Source organism: Shimia sp. FJ5, from assembly GCF_032918335.1.
Lineage (GTDB): Bacteria > Pseudomonadota > Alphaproteobacteria > Rhodobacterales > Rhodobacteraceae > Shimia > Shimia aestuarii_A.
The window spans coordinates 597,830-612,879 of the sequence record NZ_JAWJUV010000002.1 but is presented as its reverse complement, the minus strand read 5'-3'; the positions used below and the strand labels follow the sequence as shown (position 1 = coordinate 612,879).

Genomic DNA, 15,050 nt, shown 5'->3' with positions numbered 1-15,050 from the left:
TTGATTGCCTGTGGCGCTGGCTCTATGAGTGGCGCGGCTTTCGCGGAAAAGGGCGGCGACATGGATCATTTTCTCTATCGTGACGGACGGCTCTTTGCCGAAGACGTAGCCGTCGAAGACATCGCGGCCGAGGTCGGCACGCCCTTCTATTGCTATTCGACCGCAACACTCGAACGGCACTTCCGCCTTTTTGACGAGGCCTTGGACGGGATGGACCATCTCGTGTGCTACGCCATGAAAGCGGCCTCCAATCAGGCCATCCTCAAGACCCTCGCTGCGCTTGGCGCTGGCATGGATGTGGTCTCGGGCGGCGAATATGCCCGCGCCATCGCCGCAGGCGTGTCGGGCGACAAGATCGTCTTCTCCGGCGTTGGTAAGACCGACGAGGAAATCCGCGCCGCGCTCACCGGTGGCATTCGACAGTTCAACGTCGAATCCGAGCCGGAAATGGAGGTCATCAGCCGCGTTGCGACCGAGCTTTCGACCACCGCGCAGATCACCATCCGCATCAACCCGGACGTCGACGCCAAGACCCACGCCAAGATCGCCACGGGCAAGTCCGAAAACAAATTCGGCATCCCGATTTCCCGCGCCCGCGAGGTCTATGCCCGCGCCGCCGAACTGCCGGGTCTGAAGGTGATCGGGATCGACGTGCATATCGGCTCGCAACTGACCGAGCTGGAGCCCTTCCGTCTCGCCTACGAGAAAGTCGCCGCGCTCACCGAAACGCTGCGCGCCGATGGGCATGAGATTTCGCGCCTTGATCTCGGGGGGGGGCTGGGGATTCCCTATACCCGCTCCAACGACGCACCCCCCTTGCCGATCGAATATGGCGCACTCATCAAGGAAACGCTCGGCCATCTCGGTTGCGAGATCGAGATCGAACCGGGCCGCCTCATCGCGGGCAATGCCGGGATCATGGTGTCGCGCGTCATTTACGTCAAAGAAGGCGAAGACCGCGCCTTCATGATCGTTGACGGCGCCATGAACGATTTGATCCGCCCTGCCATGTATGAGGCCCATCACGATATCGTCCCTGTGATCGAAGGCGCGCCCGGACTCGAGAAGGCCCGCTACGACATCGTCGGCCCCGTCTGTGAAACCGGCGATACGTTCGCCAAGGCCCGCGACATGGAGCCCGTGGCAGCAGGCGACCTGATCGCCTTTCGCAGTGCCGGCGCCTATGGTGCAGTGATGGCGAGCGAGTATAATTCCCGCCCGCTGATCCCCGAAGTCCTTGTGCATGGCGATCAATTCGCGGTTATCCGCCGACGCCCAACCTTGGACGAAATGATAAACCGAGATACCATTCCTGAATGGCTGTGAGGCAATAGACCTCGCAGTTCGTCGAGGTAGCCCATGGCCGATCAACGCTCGAATATGCCACAGACCACCGCGCGCCGCGTCGCGCGGGCGCTCTTTGTGACGCGCGCCGGTCTTCTTGCCGAAACGCTTCTGCGTGGGTTCTGGCCGCTTTGGTCGCTCTTGATCCTCCTGCTCGCAGCCGCCCTGATGGGCCTACACGAACAGCTGTCTCTCGAACTGATCTGGTCGCTTGGCCTGATCTCTGCAACCGCCGCAATTTGGCTCTTCTGGCATGGGCTACGCCGCTTCCGCTGGCCGCGCCGTGACGACGCGATTCGCCGCCTTGATGCGACACTGCCCGCCCGTCCGCTGGCCGCACTGGCCGATACGCCCGCCATTGGCTCTGGCGATACCGGGTCCGAGGCCGTCTGGGCCGCGCACCGCGCACGTATGACCGCAACCCTCTCAAGCGTCTCCGCTCCCGAACCAGACCTGCGCCTTGCGCGGTTCGATCCCTTCGGTCTGCGCCACATCGCGCTTCTGGCGCTGGCGGTGGCGCTTCTGTTCGGCTCGCTCTCGCGTCTCGGCACCGTCGGTGCAGCGGTTGCAGGCCAAGCCCCCGGCAGCACCGCAACGCTCTCCGGCCCCTCATGGGAAGGCTGGGTCGAGCCGCCGCTCCATACCGGCAAACCGGCGCTCTACCTGCCCGACCTCAAAGCCGGCAGCCTCGAGATCGTCGAGGGAAGCGAGGTCATTATCCGTCTCTATGGCGAGGTCGGCGCGCTGACGCTCACGGAAACCGTCTCGGCCCGCACCGATGACGTGCCAAGCGCCGCCGCCCCGGAACAAAGCTTCACCATCGCCCGCTCCGGCGCGATCACGATTGATGGCCCCGGCGGGCGCCACTGGGATGTCGCGCTCATTCCCGATACCGCGCCGCGCGTCACGGTCAACGGCGAGGCCACGGTCTCGGCGCGCGGTGAGATGAGCCTGCCCTTTGCCGCCTCGGACGATTTCGCCGTCACCGGCGGCACCGCCCGCATCGCGCTTGATCTCGCCTCGGTGGATCGACGCTATGGCCTACGCCTCGCACCGGAACCGCGCGATGCGATCGAGATTGCCCTGCCGCTCCCGATCTCCGGCAGCCGGGCCGACTTCGAAGAAGTCCTGATCGAGGATTTTTCCGAGCACCCCTGGGCGCATCTTCCGGTGACCATCTCCCTCACCGTCGAAGACGCCACCAGCCAGACCGGCGCGGCCGAACCTCTTTCGATCCCGCTCCCGGCACGGCGTTTCTTTGATCCGCTCGCCGCAGCCGTGATCGAACTGCGCCGCGACCTGCTCTGGTCGCGGGAAAACGCCCCCCGTATCGCGCAACTCCTGCGCGCCATTTCGCACCGCCCCGGCGAAAGCGTCTTCCAATCCGAGACGACCTACCTGCGCATGCGCACCATTCTGCGCCGCCTCGAGAACAGCCTTCCCTACGGTCTCACCGACGCACAGCAGACGGAATACGCCAAGGCACTCTGGGATCTCGCCATCCTGCTCGAAGAAGGCAATCTCGACGACGCGCTCGCCAAGATGCAGCGCGCCCGCGACCGCCTTGCCGAAGCGATGAAGAACGGCGCCTCCGATTCGGAAATCGCCCGCCTGATGCAGGAATTACGCGAGGCGACACAAGACTACCTGCGCGAACTGGCCCGTCAGCAGAACCAAGAGCGCGAGAACGGAGACGAGACCGAGCGGCAATTCTCCGAGAACAGCACCACGCTCAACAATGACGATCTGCAGCGCATGATGGACCGTATTCAGGAACTCATGGAACAGGGCCGCATGGCCGAAGCCATGCAGGCGCTCCAGGAATTCCAAGAGATGATGGAGAACATGCGCGTCACGCAGGACGGCGAGGGCAATGGCGAACAGAACCCCGGCGACCGCGCCATGCGCGATCTAGCCGATACGCTGCGCAATCAGCAGGGGCTCTCGGACGAGGCCTTCCGCCAGTTGCAAGAGCGCTTCAACCCCGATGCAAATCGTGGCCAATCCGGCGAAAACACCGGCCGCAACGGCGGCGAAGGCCGTGGGCAGGCGCATGATGGCACGGGCGATGGCGGTGAGGGTCAACAAGGCCAGGGCCAAAACCCCGGAGAAGGCGCGGAGGAACGCAGCCTCGCCGAACGTCAGCAACAATTGCGCGAACAACTTGATGCCCTGCGCCGCAACATGCCGGGACAGAACACCGAGGAAGGTCAGGCCGCAGGCGACGCGCTCGACCGGGCGGGCGACGCGATGGACGGGGCCGAACAGGCCCTGCGCGGTGACGATCTTGCCGAAGCCATCGACCGACAGGCCGAGGCCATGGATCAGATGCGCGAAGGCATGCGCAACCTTGGCGAGGCGATGGCCCGCAACCAGCAACAGGGGCAAGGCCAGCAAGGCCAAGACATGCGTGGCGCCGCCCAAGGCACCGATCCGCTTGGCCGTCCGGGCAATGGCGGGCGCCAATCCGGCCCCGGCGAAGACATGTTGCAGGGCGAAGACGTCTACCGGCAGGCCCGCGATCTTCTCGACGAGATCCGCCGCCGCGCTGGCGAGACAGAGCGCAGCGAGGAAGAACGCAACTACCTGCGCCGCCTGCTCGACCGTTTCTAATCAAAAAGAGCGCCCCAAGGGGCGCCCATGTTCTCTCGTCTTTGCGCCTGCGGCGCGCCGCCTCGGGTGGCCTCCGGCGGGAGTATTTCTACAAAGGAGAAGACAGGTGGGTCAGAGCCCTGTGCCAAGCGTGATGGTAAACGGTCCCTTGGTCACATGGGTGGCGCCAAAGACGCCGCCCGTGCCAACACCGATCGTCGTGTGCATGGTCGGGGTTTCCGGCGCGCCATCCACACCACAGCCAGCCAACAAGGCGGCACCGAGAAGGACAACAGCGATACGCATGGGATCTCTCCGTTCAGGTTGCCGCCAAGGATAGCGGTTCAGAGCGCGTCTTTCCAGCGTGCGATCTGTTCACGCACCCGCACTGGCGAAGTGCCGCCATAGGACATGCGCGAGGCGACCGAGTTATGCACGCCAAGCACGCCGAACACATCCTCAGTGATGGCACCATGTACCGATTGCATATCATCCAGCGACAGGTCCGGCAGATCACAGCCGCGCGCCTCGGCCATGGCGACCAGCGTGCCCGTCACGTGATGCGCATCGCGGAACGGCATGCCCAGCGCCCGCACAAGCCAATCGGCAAGGTCGGTGGCGGTCGAAAAGCCAGAGCCAGCGGCGGCTTCGAGGCTCTCGCGGTTGGCGCTCATGTCCTTGACCATGCCTTCCATCGCAGCAAGCGCCAGCATCAGGTTGTCGGCGGCATCAAAGACCTGTTCTTTATCTTCCTGCATGTCCTTGGAATAGGCCAGCGGCAGCCCCTTCATCACCGTCATCAGCGCCACGTTCGCCCCGAAAATCCGTCCGATCTTGGCACGGATCAATTCCGCTGCGTCCGGGTTCTTCTTTTGCGGCATGATCGACGAGCCGGTCGAGAACCGGTCCGAGAGGGTCACGAAACGGAACTGCGCCGAGGACCAGATCACAAGCTCTTCGGCAAAGCGCGACAGGTGCATGGCACAGATCGAGGCCGCGGCGAGGAATTCCAGCGCGAAATCGCGATCCGACACCGCATCGAGCGAGTTGGCCGCGGGCCGGTCAAAGCCAAGCGCCTCGGCTGTCATATGGCGATCGATGGGAAAAGAGGTGCCTGCGAGGGCAGCCGCGCCGAGGGGCGATTCGTTCATCCGGCGGCGCGCATCTTCAAAGCGGGACTTGTCGCGCCCGAACATCTCGACATAAGCCATCATGTGATGGCCCCATGTCACAGGTTGCGCGGTTTGCAGGTGGGTAAAGCCCGGCATAACCCAATCCGCGCCCGCCTCGGCCTGCGTCAGAAGCGCACGCATGAGCGCCTCGAGCCCCGAAATCGCGGCGTCGATCTGATCGCGCACCCAGAGTTTGAAATCGGTCGCAACCTGATCGTTGCGGCTCCGGCCCGTGTGCAGGCGGCCCGCCGGTTCGCCGATGATGTCCTTGAGACGCGCTTCCACGTTCATGTGGATATCCTCGAGCGCGGTGGAAAAGGCGAAAGTGCCGCCGTCGATCTCTGACAAGACCGTGAGGAGCCCTTCCCGAATGGCGGACACATCGCTATCTGTCAGGATGCCCGTTGCGCCGAGCATCGCCGCATGGGCCCGCGAGCCGGCAATGTCCTGCGCCGCCATCCGCTGATCGAACCCGATCGAGGCATTGATTGCCTCCATGATCGCGTCCGGCCCGGCGGCAAAGCGGCCGCCCCACATCTGGTTCGAGGAATCTTTGGTCATGGGTTTCCCTTCGGAGGGGTTATGAAAATATCGAAGTCCGCGCTGGTTTACATGGCCCTCGCGCTTGGCGCAATTGCAGCAATCGCCTTTGTCACCCTACGCAACCCGGCCACGGTCGGTTCAAGCGCAGACATGAGCGCCGCCGCCGCCCTGCGAACCGGCGATATGAAGAAATTGAACTTCCACCCCGCGCCGCGCGCGGTCTCGGAAAAGCCTTTCGTGACACCCGATGGCGGCGAGATGACGCTCGCCGACTTTGAGGGCAAGGTGGTGCTCCTGAATTTCTGGGCCACGTGGTGCCCGCCCTGCCGCAAGGAAATGCCAATGCTCGAGGAAATCGCCCGAGACCTTGGTGGCGACGAGTTTGCCGTGGTGACGCTGGCGACCGGGCGCAATGCACCGCCCGCCATCGAGGCCTTCTTTGAGGAAATCGGGGTCGAGGCGCTGCCGCAATACCGCGACCCGCAACAGGATATCGCCCGCGATATGGTCGTGCTTGGCCTTCCGATCACTGTGTTGATCGACCGCGAAGGGCGCGAAATTGCCCGCCTGACCGGCGAGGCGGACTGGTCCGCCGAGTCGGCCCGCGCCGTCCTCGCCGAGGTGATTGCCGCCACACGCTAGCCGCCGACCGCTTACGTAAGGGCTGCTTTGACAGCTACGCCTGCCTTTGGCTTAATCGCCGCGAGGGAGGACATCATGCCGCTGAGCGTGCTTATACCGGTCGTCGTGATCGGGATCGCGGGAATCGCCGTGATCCTGCACTTACTTGGCCTGACCGCACCGCGCCGCCTTGCCGACAGGGCTGAGGCCCTCGCTGCATGGGCGCGCGAATTCCCCGAACTCCCCGCCACCGACGCCCAATTGAGCGCCGATCAACGCGCCGCCCTGATCCTCATGGACACTGGCGATGCCGGGCTCGTCTGGTGCTTTGGCGCCGATACTGTCGCCCGCCCCCTCGCCGGGTCCAACCTGCGTGAGACCGAGACCGGATTTGACATCCGCCTACACGATGTGGGTGCCCCCCGCGTGACCGTGACCCTTACCCCCGAAGACCGCCCCCGCTGGAAGGAAGCCCTCCGCGCATGACCGATATTTCCTACCCCGACGTGGTGAACTACGCCGTTCCCTTCTTCATCGCTGCCATCCTGATCGAACTCCTATGGATCAACATCAAGGGCCGTGGCGGGCGCTACGAGACCCGCGATGCGGTGACCTCGCTCATTATGGGAGCGGGCAATGTCGCTTCGGGCGTGGCGCTTGGATTCATCGCATGGGGCTTCTTCATGATGCTCTGGGAGGTGACACCACTTGACCTTGGCACCTCTTGGTGGGTGGTGGCGCTCTGCTTCGTGCTTGATGACCTGCGCTATTACTGGGTGCATCGCTTTGGCCATCGCGTGCGGTGGGTCTGGGCAAGCCATGTCAATCACCACTCTTCGCAGCATTACAACCTGACCACCGCCCTGCGCCAGACATGGACCTATACCTTCACCTTCATGATGGTGGTCCGCGCGCCGCTTGTCCTCTTGGGCTTTCACCCGGCGATGATCTTCTTCGTCGGTGGCCTGAACCTGATCTACCAGTTCTGGATTCATACCGAAGCGATCGGCAAGATGCCCCGCTGGTTCGAGGCTGTGATGAACACGCCCTCTCATCACCGCGTCCATCATGGCCGCAACCCGCGCTACCTCGATTGCAACTATGCTGGGGTGTTCATCATCTGGGACAAGATGTTCGGCACCTTCGTGCCTGAACAGGAGGAGGAAAAGGTTGATTTCGGCCTCGTGCATAACCTCGGCACGTTCAACCCGCTGCGCGTCGCCTTCCATGAATGGATCGCCATCTTCCGCGACATGACCCAGCGCGGCCTGACGCTGCGCCAACGGCTCATGTATGCCGTCGCCCCTCCGGGCTGGAGCCATGATGGCAGCCGCATGACCTCGGACGAGATCAAGGCGCATCACCTCTCCAAACGCCCCGAGGATCGCGACTCGCCCGGCTTCTGATCTTTGCGACTAGCCGAGTTCCGCAAACCGATCCGGGAGCTTCGTGCGATGGGTCGGCTTGAACTTTTGCGCGCGCACCACTGAGGACCGTGCCACCCGCGCAGGATCCACGGACAGACGCGCATAGGCCTTTGCCTCGGCCTTCTCCCACGGGCGCTTGAAATAGCTGTGGAACTGCTTCAGAAATTCCATCGCCTCGTCATCCGCCTCTGCCCAGGCGCGGCCCGGCTTGCCCGAGTGGGCCGCCGCGACAACCTCACGGCGCACCACATTGGCTTGCGAAAGGGCCTCAAGGTTGGCGTATTTCAGATGCGCCAGATAGAATCCGCGGGGCATGTGGTAGGGAAAGGTCTCCAGCGCCTCAGGGGCAACCTCGACCCCGTGCAGGCGGAACTTCTGAAAACCGCGCGCGGCGACGGCCTTGGAATAATGCCCCGTAAAAAGGACATTGCGCCGTTGCCTGCAAACCGGGCCACGTGCCATCGGTGCGTTGCGGGGCATCTCCACAAGGTCAAATCCAAGCGCCGTCAGAACCGGCGCGCTTTCCTTGGCAAAGAGCGCCACAAGGCTCTCGTGCTGGTCGGGGTCATAGAGCAGGAGTTCATCCGCATCCGTGCGGATCACCCAATCGTATTCCCGCGCCAATTCGGCGTGAAACTGGTCGATAATCTCGCTACGGGTCCGGTCAAAGTTCGACAGGTCGCCGCGCTCGATCGGAAGAATCTGCGCCCCCGGACAGATCTCGGCGATCTTCGGGTCGTCGCCGTGGTTGATGACAAAAAGGTTCTGCGCCCCAAGCTCCGCCCCATGGTGCGCGTACCAACGCGATAGCGCCCAGTAGTCCCTGTAGACCATCGTCAAGGCACAGATCTTCAATGCCATGTCGCGGGGTTCCTTCTGCTCGTCCTTCTTTGGCCCGACCCTAAAACGGGCCCGTCCCCACACCAAGCCTCAAAACGGCGTCGTGCGACCTTCCTGCGCACAAGGCGCATGGGCCGGGCAGGTCAAGAGATGGTCATTCACCATCCCCACTGCCTGCATGAAGGCATATACAATGGTCGGCCCACAAAAACGAAAGCCCGCTTTCTTCAAATCCTTTGAAATTTGTTGCGACAATTCGGTCTGTGCGGGGACGTCCGCCATGGTCTCAAACCGGTTCTGCAGCGGCGCGAAATCGACGTATTTCCACAGAAATCTGTCAAACCCCTCCCGCGCCTCGATCTCTTGCCAGGCGCGGGCGTTGCCGATGGTCGCCTCGATCTTGCCGCGATGCCGGATGATCCCCGGATTGCCGAGAAGGCGCAGCATATCCGCCTCGCCCCATTCGGCAATGATATTCGGATCAAACCCTTCAAAAGCCTCGCGGAAATTGTCCCGTTTCTTAAGGATCGTGATCCAGCTCAGCCCCGCCTGAAACCCATCAAGGATAAGCTTTTCCCAGAGCGCGCGGCTGTCATATTCGGGCCGCCCCCATTCCGTGTCATGATAGTCGAGATAGATCTCCTCCGACCCGGCCCAGCCACATCTCTCCCCCATCGCGCGCACCCCTTGTTTCGCCTTTTCCTCAAATGCCGCCTTTAGCGACCTGTTTACGACTGTGGCGTCATTCTGACGGCGACTGCAATAGCAAGCCTGGGGGGCATGCCAATGGGACGGATGCGCAAACGCGATCTGGCGCGGCTCGCGCCCGGCGAAGAGTCACCGCTCGACGCCGCCGTAACCTCGCGGGATCGGCGCACGCTCGACATGGTGCGCGAGGCGGTGACCCACAAACAGGTGCTCCTCGCCTTTCAACCCGTGGTCGCGGCCGCACCGCCCAATGCGCCGGTGTTTCACGAGGCCCTGATCCGTGCCCTTGACGAAACCGGGCGCGTCATCCCGGCCAAGGATTTCATGGCCGCTGTGGAAGAGGACGAACTTGGCCGCATGCTCGATTGCCGCGCCCTCGAGAAAAGCCTCGCGAGCCTTTTTACCAACCCCGACCTGCGTCTTTCCGTGAACATGTCGGCCCGCTCCATCGGCTATGCCCCTTGGATGACGACGCTCCGGCGCGGCCTGTCGCGGCGCGCGGACATCGCCGGGCGCCTGATCCTCGAACTGTCGGAACCTTCGGTGCTTCAGGTGCCGGAACTCGTGCGCGGCTTTATGGACGAACTTCAGCCGCAAGGCATTGCCTTTGCCCTCGACGATTTCGGCGCGCGCCACGGCGCTTTGCGCAGCTTCAAGGATTTCTTCTTCGACATTCTGAAGCTTGATGGCGGCCTCATCCGTGGCGTGCAATCCGACATCGAATCGCAGGCCATCGCCGCGGGCACCGCCGCCATCGCCCGCAATCTCGGCATGCTGACTGTCGCGGGACGGGTTGAACACCCCGACGAGGCAAAGACCCTCGCCTCTGTCGGGATCGATTGTCTTCAGGGGTATCTTTTCGGCGCCCCCACCGTCTCGCCGCCCTGGGTTTCCAAATCCAAGAAAAATAACAAAAATAACCGGGACGCCGCGTAACGACGCAATATCGTTTCGCCCTGCGTCAGGATATCCGTTGCCGCAGCGCGGCAAATCCGTTAAGCAACGCCACGAAGGCGCGGGTGACTGCTTGAATTCCTGGCGACATCCGAACACCTTTGACCAAGTCATACGGTAGAGGAATAGAAACATGACCAACGTAGTGATCGCCTCCGCGGCCCGGACCGCCGTCGGCAGCTTTGGCGGCTCCTTCGCGAACACCCCCGCCCACGATCTCGGTGCCACCGTCCTGCAAGCCCTGATCGCACGCGCCGGTGTCGATGCCTCCGAGGTGTCCGAGACCATTCTCGGCCAGGTCCTTACCGGCGGCCAGGGTCAGAACCCCGCGCGCCAAGCCCACATCAACGCCGGGTTCCCCAAGGAAGCCGCCGCATGGGGCATCAACCAGGTCTGTGGCTCCGGCCTGCGCGCCGTGGCCCTCGCCGCCCAGCACATCCAACTTGGTGACGCCGCCATCGTCGCGGCGGGTGGTCAGGAAAACATGACCTTGTCGCCCCACGTCGCGCACCTGCGCGCTGGTGTCAAAATGGGTGACGTCAAATACATCGACTCGATGATCAAGGACGGCCTCTGGGACGCGTTCAACGGCTATCACATGGGCCAAACCGCCGAAAACGTCGCCGAGCAATGGCAGATTTCCCGCGAACAGCAGGACGAATTCGCTGTCGCCTCGCAGAACAAGGCCGAAGCCGCCCAGAAGGCAGGCAAGTTCGCCGACGAGATCACGCCGTTCACCGTCAAGACCCGCAAGGGCGAGACCATCGTCGATGCCGATGAATACATCCGCCACGGCGCCACTATGGAAGCCATGCAGAAACTGCGCCCGGCCTTTACCAAGGACGGCTCCGTGACTGCGGCCAACGCCTCGGGTCTCAATGATGGGGCCGCTGGCGCCCTTCTGATGACTGCTGACGAGGCCGAGAAGCGCGGCATCGAGCCGCTCGCGCGCATCGCCTCCTACGCGACCGCCGGTCTCGATCCGTCGATCATGGGCGTTGGCCCGATCTACGCGTCGCGCAAAGCGCTCGACAAGGCGGGCTGGTCCGCGTCGGATCTCGATCTGGTCGAAGCCAACGAAGCCTTCGCCGCACAGGCTTGCGCCGTGAACAAAGACATGGGCTGGGATCCTTCGATCGTGAACGTGAACGGCGGCGCCATCGCCATCGGTCACCCGATCGGCGCCTCCGGCGCGCGTATCCTCAACACCCTGCTCTTCGAAATGAAGCGCCGCGACGCCAAGAAAGGCCTCGCCACGCTCTGCATCGGCGGCGGCATGGGCGTTGCCATGTGCCTTGAGCGCCCCTGAGACGCGCCCTGATGGCTTGAACGATCCAGAGGGGCGCCCAATCCGGCGCCCCTTTTTCGTTGCCGTGACATGCAGTTTTTACACCATTCCGGCAGAAATAGCCGCGCTGCGGCAAAATTATTCACGCAACAATGTTGCACATACAGCATTTTATGCGTAACAGAATTACCCAACGACACACGCCTAATTGGAGGAACACCATGGCAAGAGTAGCACTAGTCACCGGCGGATCGCGCGGCATCGGCGCAGCCATTTCCAAAGCCCTGCAAGCCGACGGTTGCACCGTCGCCGCAACCTACGCTGGCAATGACGAGGCCGCCGCCAAGTTCACCGAGGAAACCGGCATCAAGACCTACAAATGGAATGTCGGCGACTATGAAAGCTCCGCCGCAGGCATCGCCAAGGTCGAGGAAGAACTCGGGCCCATCGACATCGTCGTCGCCAACGCGGGCATCACCCGTGACGCCCCCTTCCACAAGATGACCCCGCAGCAGTGGCACGAGGTGATCGACACCAACCTCACCGGCGTGTTTAACACCATTCACCCGATCTGGCCGGGCATGCGCGAGCGCAAATTCGGCCGCATCGTCGTGATCTCCTCGATCAACGGCCAGAAAGGCCAGTTCGCCCAGGTGAACTATGCCGCGACCAAGGCGGGCGATCTCGGCATCGTCAAGTCGCTGGCTCAGGAAGGCGCCCGCGCCGGCATCACCGCCAACGCCATCTGCCCCGGCTACATTGCGACCGAAATGGTCATGGCTGTGCCGGAGAAGGTCCGCGAATCGATCATCGGCCAGATCCCGGCCGGTCGCCTTGGCGAACCCGAAGAAATCGCGCGCTGCGTGTCCTTCCTCGCCTCCGACGATGCGGGCTTCATCAACGGCTCGACCATCTCGGCCAACGGTGCACAGTTCTTCGTCTGAGCCATAGACAGCCAGACATCAAAAAGGGCCGGTCCTTGCGACCGGCCCTTTTCTTTTGGTGCCGTAAGATCTCGCGAAACGCAGGATCAGCGGCACGGCTCCGTAAGGCAGTCCTCTGCCAGCGGGGCATCTCCAGGCCGGAAAAGCCACCGCAAAACAGACTTGAACGCCTCGCCACGGGCCGCATGGGCCGCGGCAAAACCAGCGCGGGTTTGGGCGGATGTGGTCGCTTCGATCATCTTGTGGCCTCCTTGGGCAAACATTTCTGAACTGCACCCAATATGGACCACGCAAAACATGCATACAAACGAGACTTTTTCCGCCTTCACTTAAGTGATACTTAACCGATATGCCGGATCGCCTTCCCTCTCTCACTGCCCTGCGCGCCTTCGAGGCCGCCGCGCGCCACATGTCTTTTGCCAAGGCCGCGGAGGAACTCTCCGTAACCCCCGCCGCCCTGTCGTTTCAGATCAAGTCGCTTGAAGAAACTCTCGGCCAACCCCTCTTCCTGCGCCTCAATCGTGCGGTAAAACTGACCGAGGCAGGCCGCACCCTCGCCCCGGGCACAAGCGAAGGCTTTGACCGGCTCACCGCCGCATGGCGCGCCGCGCGCCGCCTGCAGGATTCGACGACGCTCAACGTGACCGCTGGGCCCGCTTTTACCGCCAAATGGCTCGCCCCGCGCCTTTATGAATTCGCCCACGCCCACCCCGAGATCGACCTGCGCTTCTCCGCCACGCTGCGGATGCTTGATTTCGACGTGGATGAGGTCGATGTGGCGATCCGCTTCGGGTACGGCCCCGACGAGGGCCTCTGGTCGATCCCGCTCAACCCCGGCGAATGGGTCACGCCCGTCATGACGCCAGAGCTTGCCGAGCAGTATCCAACACCCGCCTCTCTGCGCGATGCACCGCTGATGTTTGATGATTCCATCGCCTTCCTGCGTCCGGCCTGTGATTGGCCCGCATGGTTCCGCGCCGTGGGTATCGACTTCACCCCAACCCACGGCCCACATTTTTCACAGGCGGACCATGCCGTCGATGCGGCCCTTTCCGGCGCCGGAATTGTCCTTGGCCGTCGCGCCATGGTGGTCAAAGATCTGCACGAAGGCCGCCTCGTCGCCCCCTACAAAATCGCCATCGAAAGCAAGGCGCATTTCCGCTTTCTATGTCGTCTCGGCACCGAAGACCGCCCACAGATCGCCGCCTTCCGCGAATGGATCCTTGCGGAAATCGACAAAACAGCGTCAGTTCACGATCAACTGACTCTGATCCCTGTCGAGGACATACCCGCCCCATGATGACCCGTCCCCGCGCAACGGCCATCGGCTTCATTGCTGTTCTGCTCTGGGCGTTGCTGGCACTGTTTACCGTCGGCACTGCCCCCACGCCGCCGCTCCTGCTCAATGCGATCTGCTTTTCCATCGGCGGGGTGATCGGCCTTGTCTGGACCGCCCGGAGCGGTGGGCTGAAGGGGCTGCTCTATACCAACTGGCGCATCTACGTCTTCGGCACGCTCGGTCTCTTTGGCTACCACGCGCTTTACTTCACCGCCCTGCGCCTCGCGCCCGCCGCCGAGGCCGGTTTGATCGCTTATCTCTGGCCGTTGCTGATCGTGCTTTTTTCCGGCCTCTTGCCCGGCGAAAGCCTGCGCACAGGCCATCTTCTCGGTGCGCTCTGTGGCTTTGCGGGTGCGGCACTGATCGTCGGCGGCGGTGGCACTGGCTTCAACGCAGACGCCCTCCCCGGCTATCTGATCGCACTTGCCTGCGCGCTGACATGGTCGGGTTATTCCGTCCTCTCCCGCCGCCTCGGCAGCGCCCCAACCGACACGGTCGCCGTGTTCTGTATTGCCACCGCGATCCTCTCCACACTCATGCACCTCGCCTTTGAAGAGACCGTCTGGCCCGTTGGCGCACTTGGCTGGGGCTCGGCGCTGGCACTTGGCCTCGGCCCGGTCGGCCTTGCCTTCTATGTCTGGGACATCGGGGTCAAACGCGGCGACATCCAACTTCTCGGCACCGCCTCCTATGCGGCGCCGCTCTTGTCGACGCTGGTTCTTGTCGGGGTTGGCATCGCCGAGCCGAGCTGGATGCTCGCCATCGCGACGCTTCTCATCACCGGCGGCGCCGCCATCGCCGCCCGCGCAAGCTTTCGCAGCGCCCGCGCCTCTGCCTGATCGCAACAAAAAGCCCAAGCCGTCTGGAAACAGCTTGGGCGGGGCCCACATACGGGCCTTGTCTTGGGATTGTCGGTGCGGTCCTAGACCGAAAGGCGTTCGATCTCTTCCTTGATGCGGAGTTTCTCTTTCTTCATCTCGGCGATATCAAGATCGCTGGAACCGGGGGAACGCTGTTCCGCCTCGACTTTATCCGAGAGGGCTTCGTGTTTCCGTTTCAGTTCTTCCAGATGCGAGCTCACGCTCATGGGCAGTCCTCCTCTCAAGTGATGTTGTCAGCCCCACAAGTGCAGCACACTTTTACAATCCTGTCACGCTGCAACCGCGTGAAATTGCATTGAAACGGACCCTTTTGGCATAAACTTGCCGTCATCCCGACCGTGCCGGGCACCCCGCAGGGGGCGCAAGCCATTGACTTAACAGGTTAATCTAAAAATCC

Annotated in this window: 16 protein-coding genes; 10 read left to right on the top strand and 6 right to left on the bottom strand. The window is 62.8% G+C overall.

From position 1 onward, the window contains the following. The first annotated feature begins 60 nt into the window (after positions 1–60). Both lysA and R1W01_RS09465 read left to right on the top strand, forming a co-directional pair. A complete protein-coding gene (lysA, locus tag R1W01_RS09470; protein WP_297758482.1) occupies positions 61–1,326 on the top strand; it encodes a diaminopimelate decarboxylase in 1,266 nt (421 codons plus the stop codon). Between the two features lie 33 nt (positions 1,327–1,359). Further along, positions 1,360–3,957 carry a TIGR02302 family protein gene (locus tag R1W01_RS09465; RefSeq protein WP_317275209.1) on the top strand — a complete coding sequence of 866 codons (2,598 nt, stop codon included), beginning with the start codon at positions 1,360–1,362 and terminating at the stop codon, positions 3,955–3,957. 111 nt (positions 3,958–4,068) lie between these two features. On the opposite strand, the gene R1W01_RS09460 is transcribed toward R1W01_RS09465, so the two are convergent. Together R1W01_RS09460 and argH are read right to left on the bottom strand one after the other, a co-directional pair. After that, the gene (locus R1W01_RS09460; RefSeq protein ID WP_243614489.1) at positions 4,069–4,242 is read right to left on the bottom strand and encodes a hypothetical protein; all 174 of its coding nucleotides are present in this window, start codon (positions 4,240–4,242) and stop codon (positions 4,069–4,071) included. Between the two features lie 38 nt (positions 4,243–4,280). Then, positions 4,281–5,669: an argininosuccinate lyase gene (argH, locus tag R1W01_RS09455; protein ID WP_297758476.1), complete on the bottom strand. Its 1,389-nt coding sequence runs from the start codon at positions 5,667–5,669 to the stop codon at positions 4,281–4,283. A 21-nt stretch (positions 5,670–5,690) separates the two neighbouring features. Between argH and R1W01_RS09450 the strand changes: the two genes are divergently transcribed. From R1W01_RS09450 to R1W01_RS09440, 3 genes are all read left to right on the top strand, one after another. After that, positions 5,691–6,293, top strand: coding sequence for a TlpA family protein disulfide reductase (locus R1W01_RS09450; RefSeq protein ID WP_297758473.1), 603 nt, complete (start codon positions 5,691–5,693; stop codon positions 6,291–6,293). A gap of 75 nt (positions 6,294–6,368) precedes the next feature. Further along, on the top strand, positions 6,369–6,758 hold the full coding sequence (locus tag R1W01_RS09445) for a hypothetical protein (protein WP_297758470.1): 390 nt from the start codon (positions 6,369–6,371) through the stop codon (positions 6,756–6,758). Continuing rightward, positions 6,755–7,678, top strand: a complete 924-nt coding sequence (locus R1W01_RS09440; protein ID WP_243614493.1) for a sterol desaturase family protein — start codon at positions 6,755–6,757, stop codon at positions 7,676–7,678. Before R1W01_RS09445 ends, R1W01_RS09440 begins: the two co-directional genes overlap by 4 nt. 9 nt (positions 7,679–7,687) lie before the next feature. On the opposite strand, the gene R1W01_RS09435 is transcribed toward R1W01_RS09440, so the two are convergent. Both R1W01_RS09435 and R1W01_RS09430 read right to left on the bottom strand, forming a co-directional pair. Further along, on the bottom strand, positions 7,688–8,560 hold the full coding sequence (locus tag R1W01_RS09435; protein ID WP_297758465.1) for a glycosyltransferase family 2 protein: 873 nt from the start codon (positions 8,558–8,560) through the stop codon (positions 7,688–7,690). A 69-nt stretch (positions 8,561–8,629) separates the two neighbouring features. Beyond that, positions 8,630–9,214 carry a DNA-3-methyladenine glycosylase I gene (locus tag R1W01_RS09430; protein ID WP_297758462.1) on the bottom strand — a complete coding sequence of 195 codons (585 nt, stop codon included), beginning with the start codon at positions 9,212–9,214 and terminating at the stop codon, positions 8,630–8,632. Positions 9,215–9,325: 111 nt separating this feature from the next. On the opposite strand from R1W01_RS09430, the gene R1W01_RS09425 reads away from it, so the two are divergent. From R1W01_RS09425 to phbB, 3 genes are all read left to right on the top strand, one after another. Beyond that, on the top strand, positions 9,326–10,183 hold the full coding sequence (locus tag R1W01_RS09425) for an EAL domain-containing protein (RefSeq protein WP_297758772.1): 858 nt from the start codon (positions 9,326–9,328) through the stop codon (positions 10,181–10,183). 151 nt (positions 10,184–10,334) lie between these two features. Beyond that, positions 10,335–11,510, top strand: a complete 1,176-nt coding sequence (locus R1W01_RS09420; RefSeq protein WP_243614497.1) for an acetyl-CoA C-acetyltransferase — start codon at positions 10,335–10,337, stop codon at positions 11,508–11,510. A gap of 200 nt (positions 11,511–11,710) precedes the next feature. Then, the gene (gene phbB, locus R1W01_RS09415; protein ID WP_243614498.1) at positions 11,711–12,433 is read left to right on the top strand and encodes an acetoacetyl-CoA reductase; all 723 of its coding nucleotides are present in this window, start codon (positions 11,711–11,713) and stop codon (positions 12,431–12,433) included. A gap of 86 nt (positions 12,434–12,519) precedes the next feature. On the opposite strand, the gene R1W01_RS09410 is transcribed toward phbB, so the two are convergent. Beyond that, positions 12,520–12,672, bottom strand: coding sequence for a hypothetical protein (locus R1W01_RS09410; RefSeq protein WP_243614499.1), 153 nt, complete (start codon positions 12,670–12,672; stop codon positions 12,520–12,522). A gap of 110 nt (positions 12,673–12,782) precedes the next feature. Here R1W01_RS09410 and R1W01_RS09405 point away from each other — a divergent pair, with 110 nt between their 5' ends. Both R1W01_RS09405 and R1W01_RS09400 read left to right on the top strand, forming a co-directional pair. Next, on the top strand, positions 12,783–13,733 hold the full coding sequence (locus R1W01_RS09405; RefSeq protein WP_297758456.1) for a transcriptional regulator GcvA: 951 nt from the start codon (positions 12,783–12,785) through the stop codon (positions 13,731–13,733). Then, entirely contained in the window at positions 13,733–14,611 is an 879-nt protein-coding gene (locus R1W01_RS09400) for a DMT family transporter (RefSeq protein WP_297758768.1), read from the top strand. Before R1W01_RS09405 ends, R1W01_RS09400 begins: the two co-directional genes overlap by 1 nt. Before the next feature lie 83 nt (positions 14,612–14,694). Here the strand turns inward: R1W01_RS09400 and R1W01_RS09395 are convergent, their stop codons facing one another. Continuing rightward, positions 14,695–14,859, bottom strand: coding sequence for a YdcH family protein (locus R1W01_RS09395; protein WP_297758453.1), 165 nt, complete (start codon positions 14,857–14,859; stop codon positions 14,695–14,697). Positions 14,860–15,050: the final 191 nt, after the last annotated feature.

Coding starts and splice junctions, on each gene's coding strand:
- lysA (WP_297758482.1), top strand. CDS start 61: ATGGATCATTTTCTCTATCGTGACGGACGGCTCTTTGCCGAAGACGTA.
- R1W01_RS09465 (WP_317275209.1), top strand. CDS start 1,360: ATGGCCGATCAACGCTCGAATATGCCACAGACCACCGCGCGCCGCGTC.
- R1W01_RS09460 (WP_243614489.1), bottom strand. CDS start 4,242: ATGCGTATCGCTGTTGTCCTTCTCGGTGCCGCCTTGTTGGCTGGCTGT.
- argH (WP_297758476.1), bottom strand. CDS start 5,669: ATGACCAAAGATTCCTCGAACCAGATGTGGGGCGGCCGCTTTGCCGCC.
- R1W01_RS09450 (WP_297758473.1), top strand. CDS start 5,691: ATGAAAATATCGAAGTCCGCGCTGGTTTACATGGCCCTCGCGCTTGGC.
- R1W01_RS09445 (WP_297758470.1), top strand. CDS start 6,369: ATGCCGCTGAGCGTGCTTATACCGGTCGTCGTGATCGGGATCGCGGGA.
- R1W01_RS09440 (WP_243614493.1), top strand. CDS start 6,755: ATGACCGATATTTCCTACCCCGACGTGGTGAACTACGCCGTTCCCTTC.
- R1W01_RS09435 (WP_297758465.1), bottom strand. CDS start 8,560: ATGGCATTGAAGATCTGTGCCTTGACGATGGTCTACAGGGACTACTGG.
- R1W01_RS09430 (WP_297758462.1), bottom strand. CDS start 9,214: ATGGGGGAGAGATGTGGCTGGGCCGGGTCGGAGGAGATCTATCTCGAC.
- R1W01_RS09425 (WP_297758772.1), top strand. CDS start 9,326: ATGGGACGGATGCGCAAACGCGATCTGGCGCGGCTCGCGCCCGGCGAA.
- R1W01_RS09420 (WP_243614497.1), top strand. CDS start 10,335: ATGACCAACGTAGTGATCGCCTCCGCGGCCCGGACCGCCGTCGGCAGC.
- phbB (WP_243614498.1), top strand. CDS start 11,711: ATGGCAAGAGTAGCACTAGTCACCGGCGGATCGCGCGGCATCGGCGCA.
- R1W01_RS09410 (WP_243614499.1), bottom strand. CDS start 12,672: ATGATCGAAGCGACCACATCCGCCCAAACCCGCGCTGGTTTTGCCGCG.
- R1W01_RS09405 (WP_297758456.1), top strand. CDS start 12,783: ATGCCGGATCGCCTTCCCTCTCTCACTGCCCTGCGCGCCTTCGAGGCC.
- R1W01_RS09400 (WP_297758768.1), top strand. CDS start 13,733: ATGACCCGTCCCCGCGCAACGGCCATCGGCTTCATTGCTGTTCTGCTC.
- R1W01_RS09395 (WP_297758453.1), bottom strand. CDS start 14,859: ATGAGCGTGAGCTCGCATCTGGAAGAACTGAAACGGAAACACGAAGCC.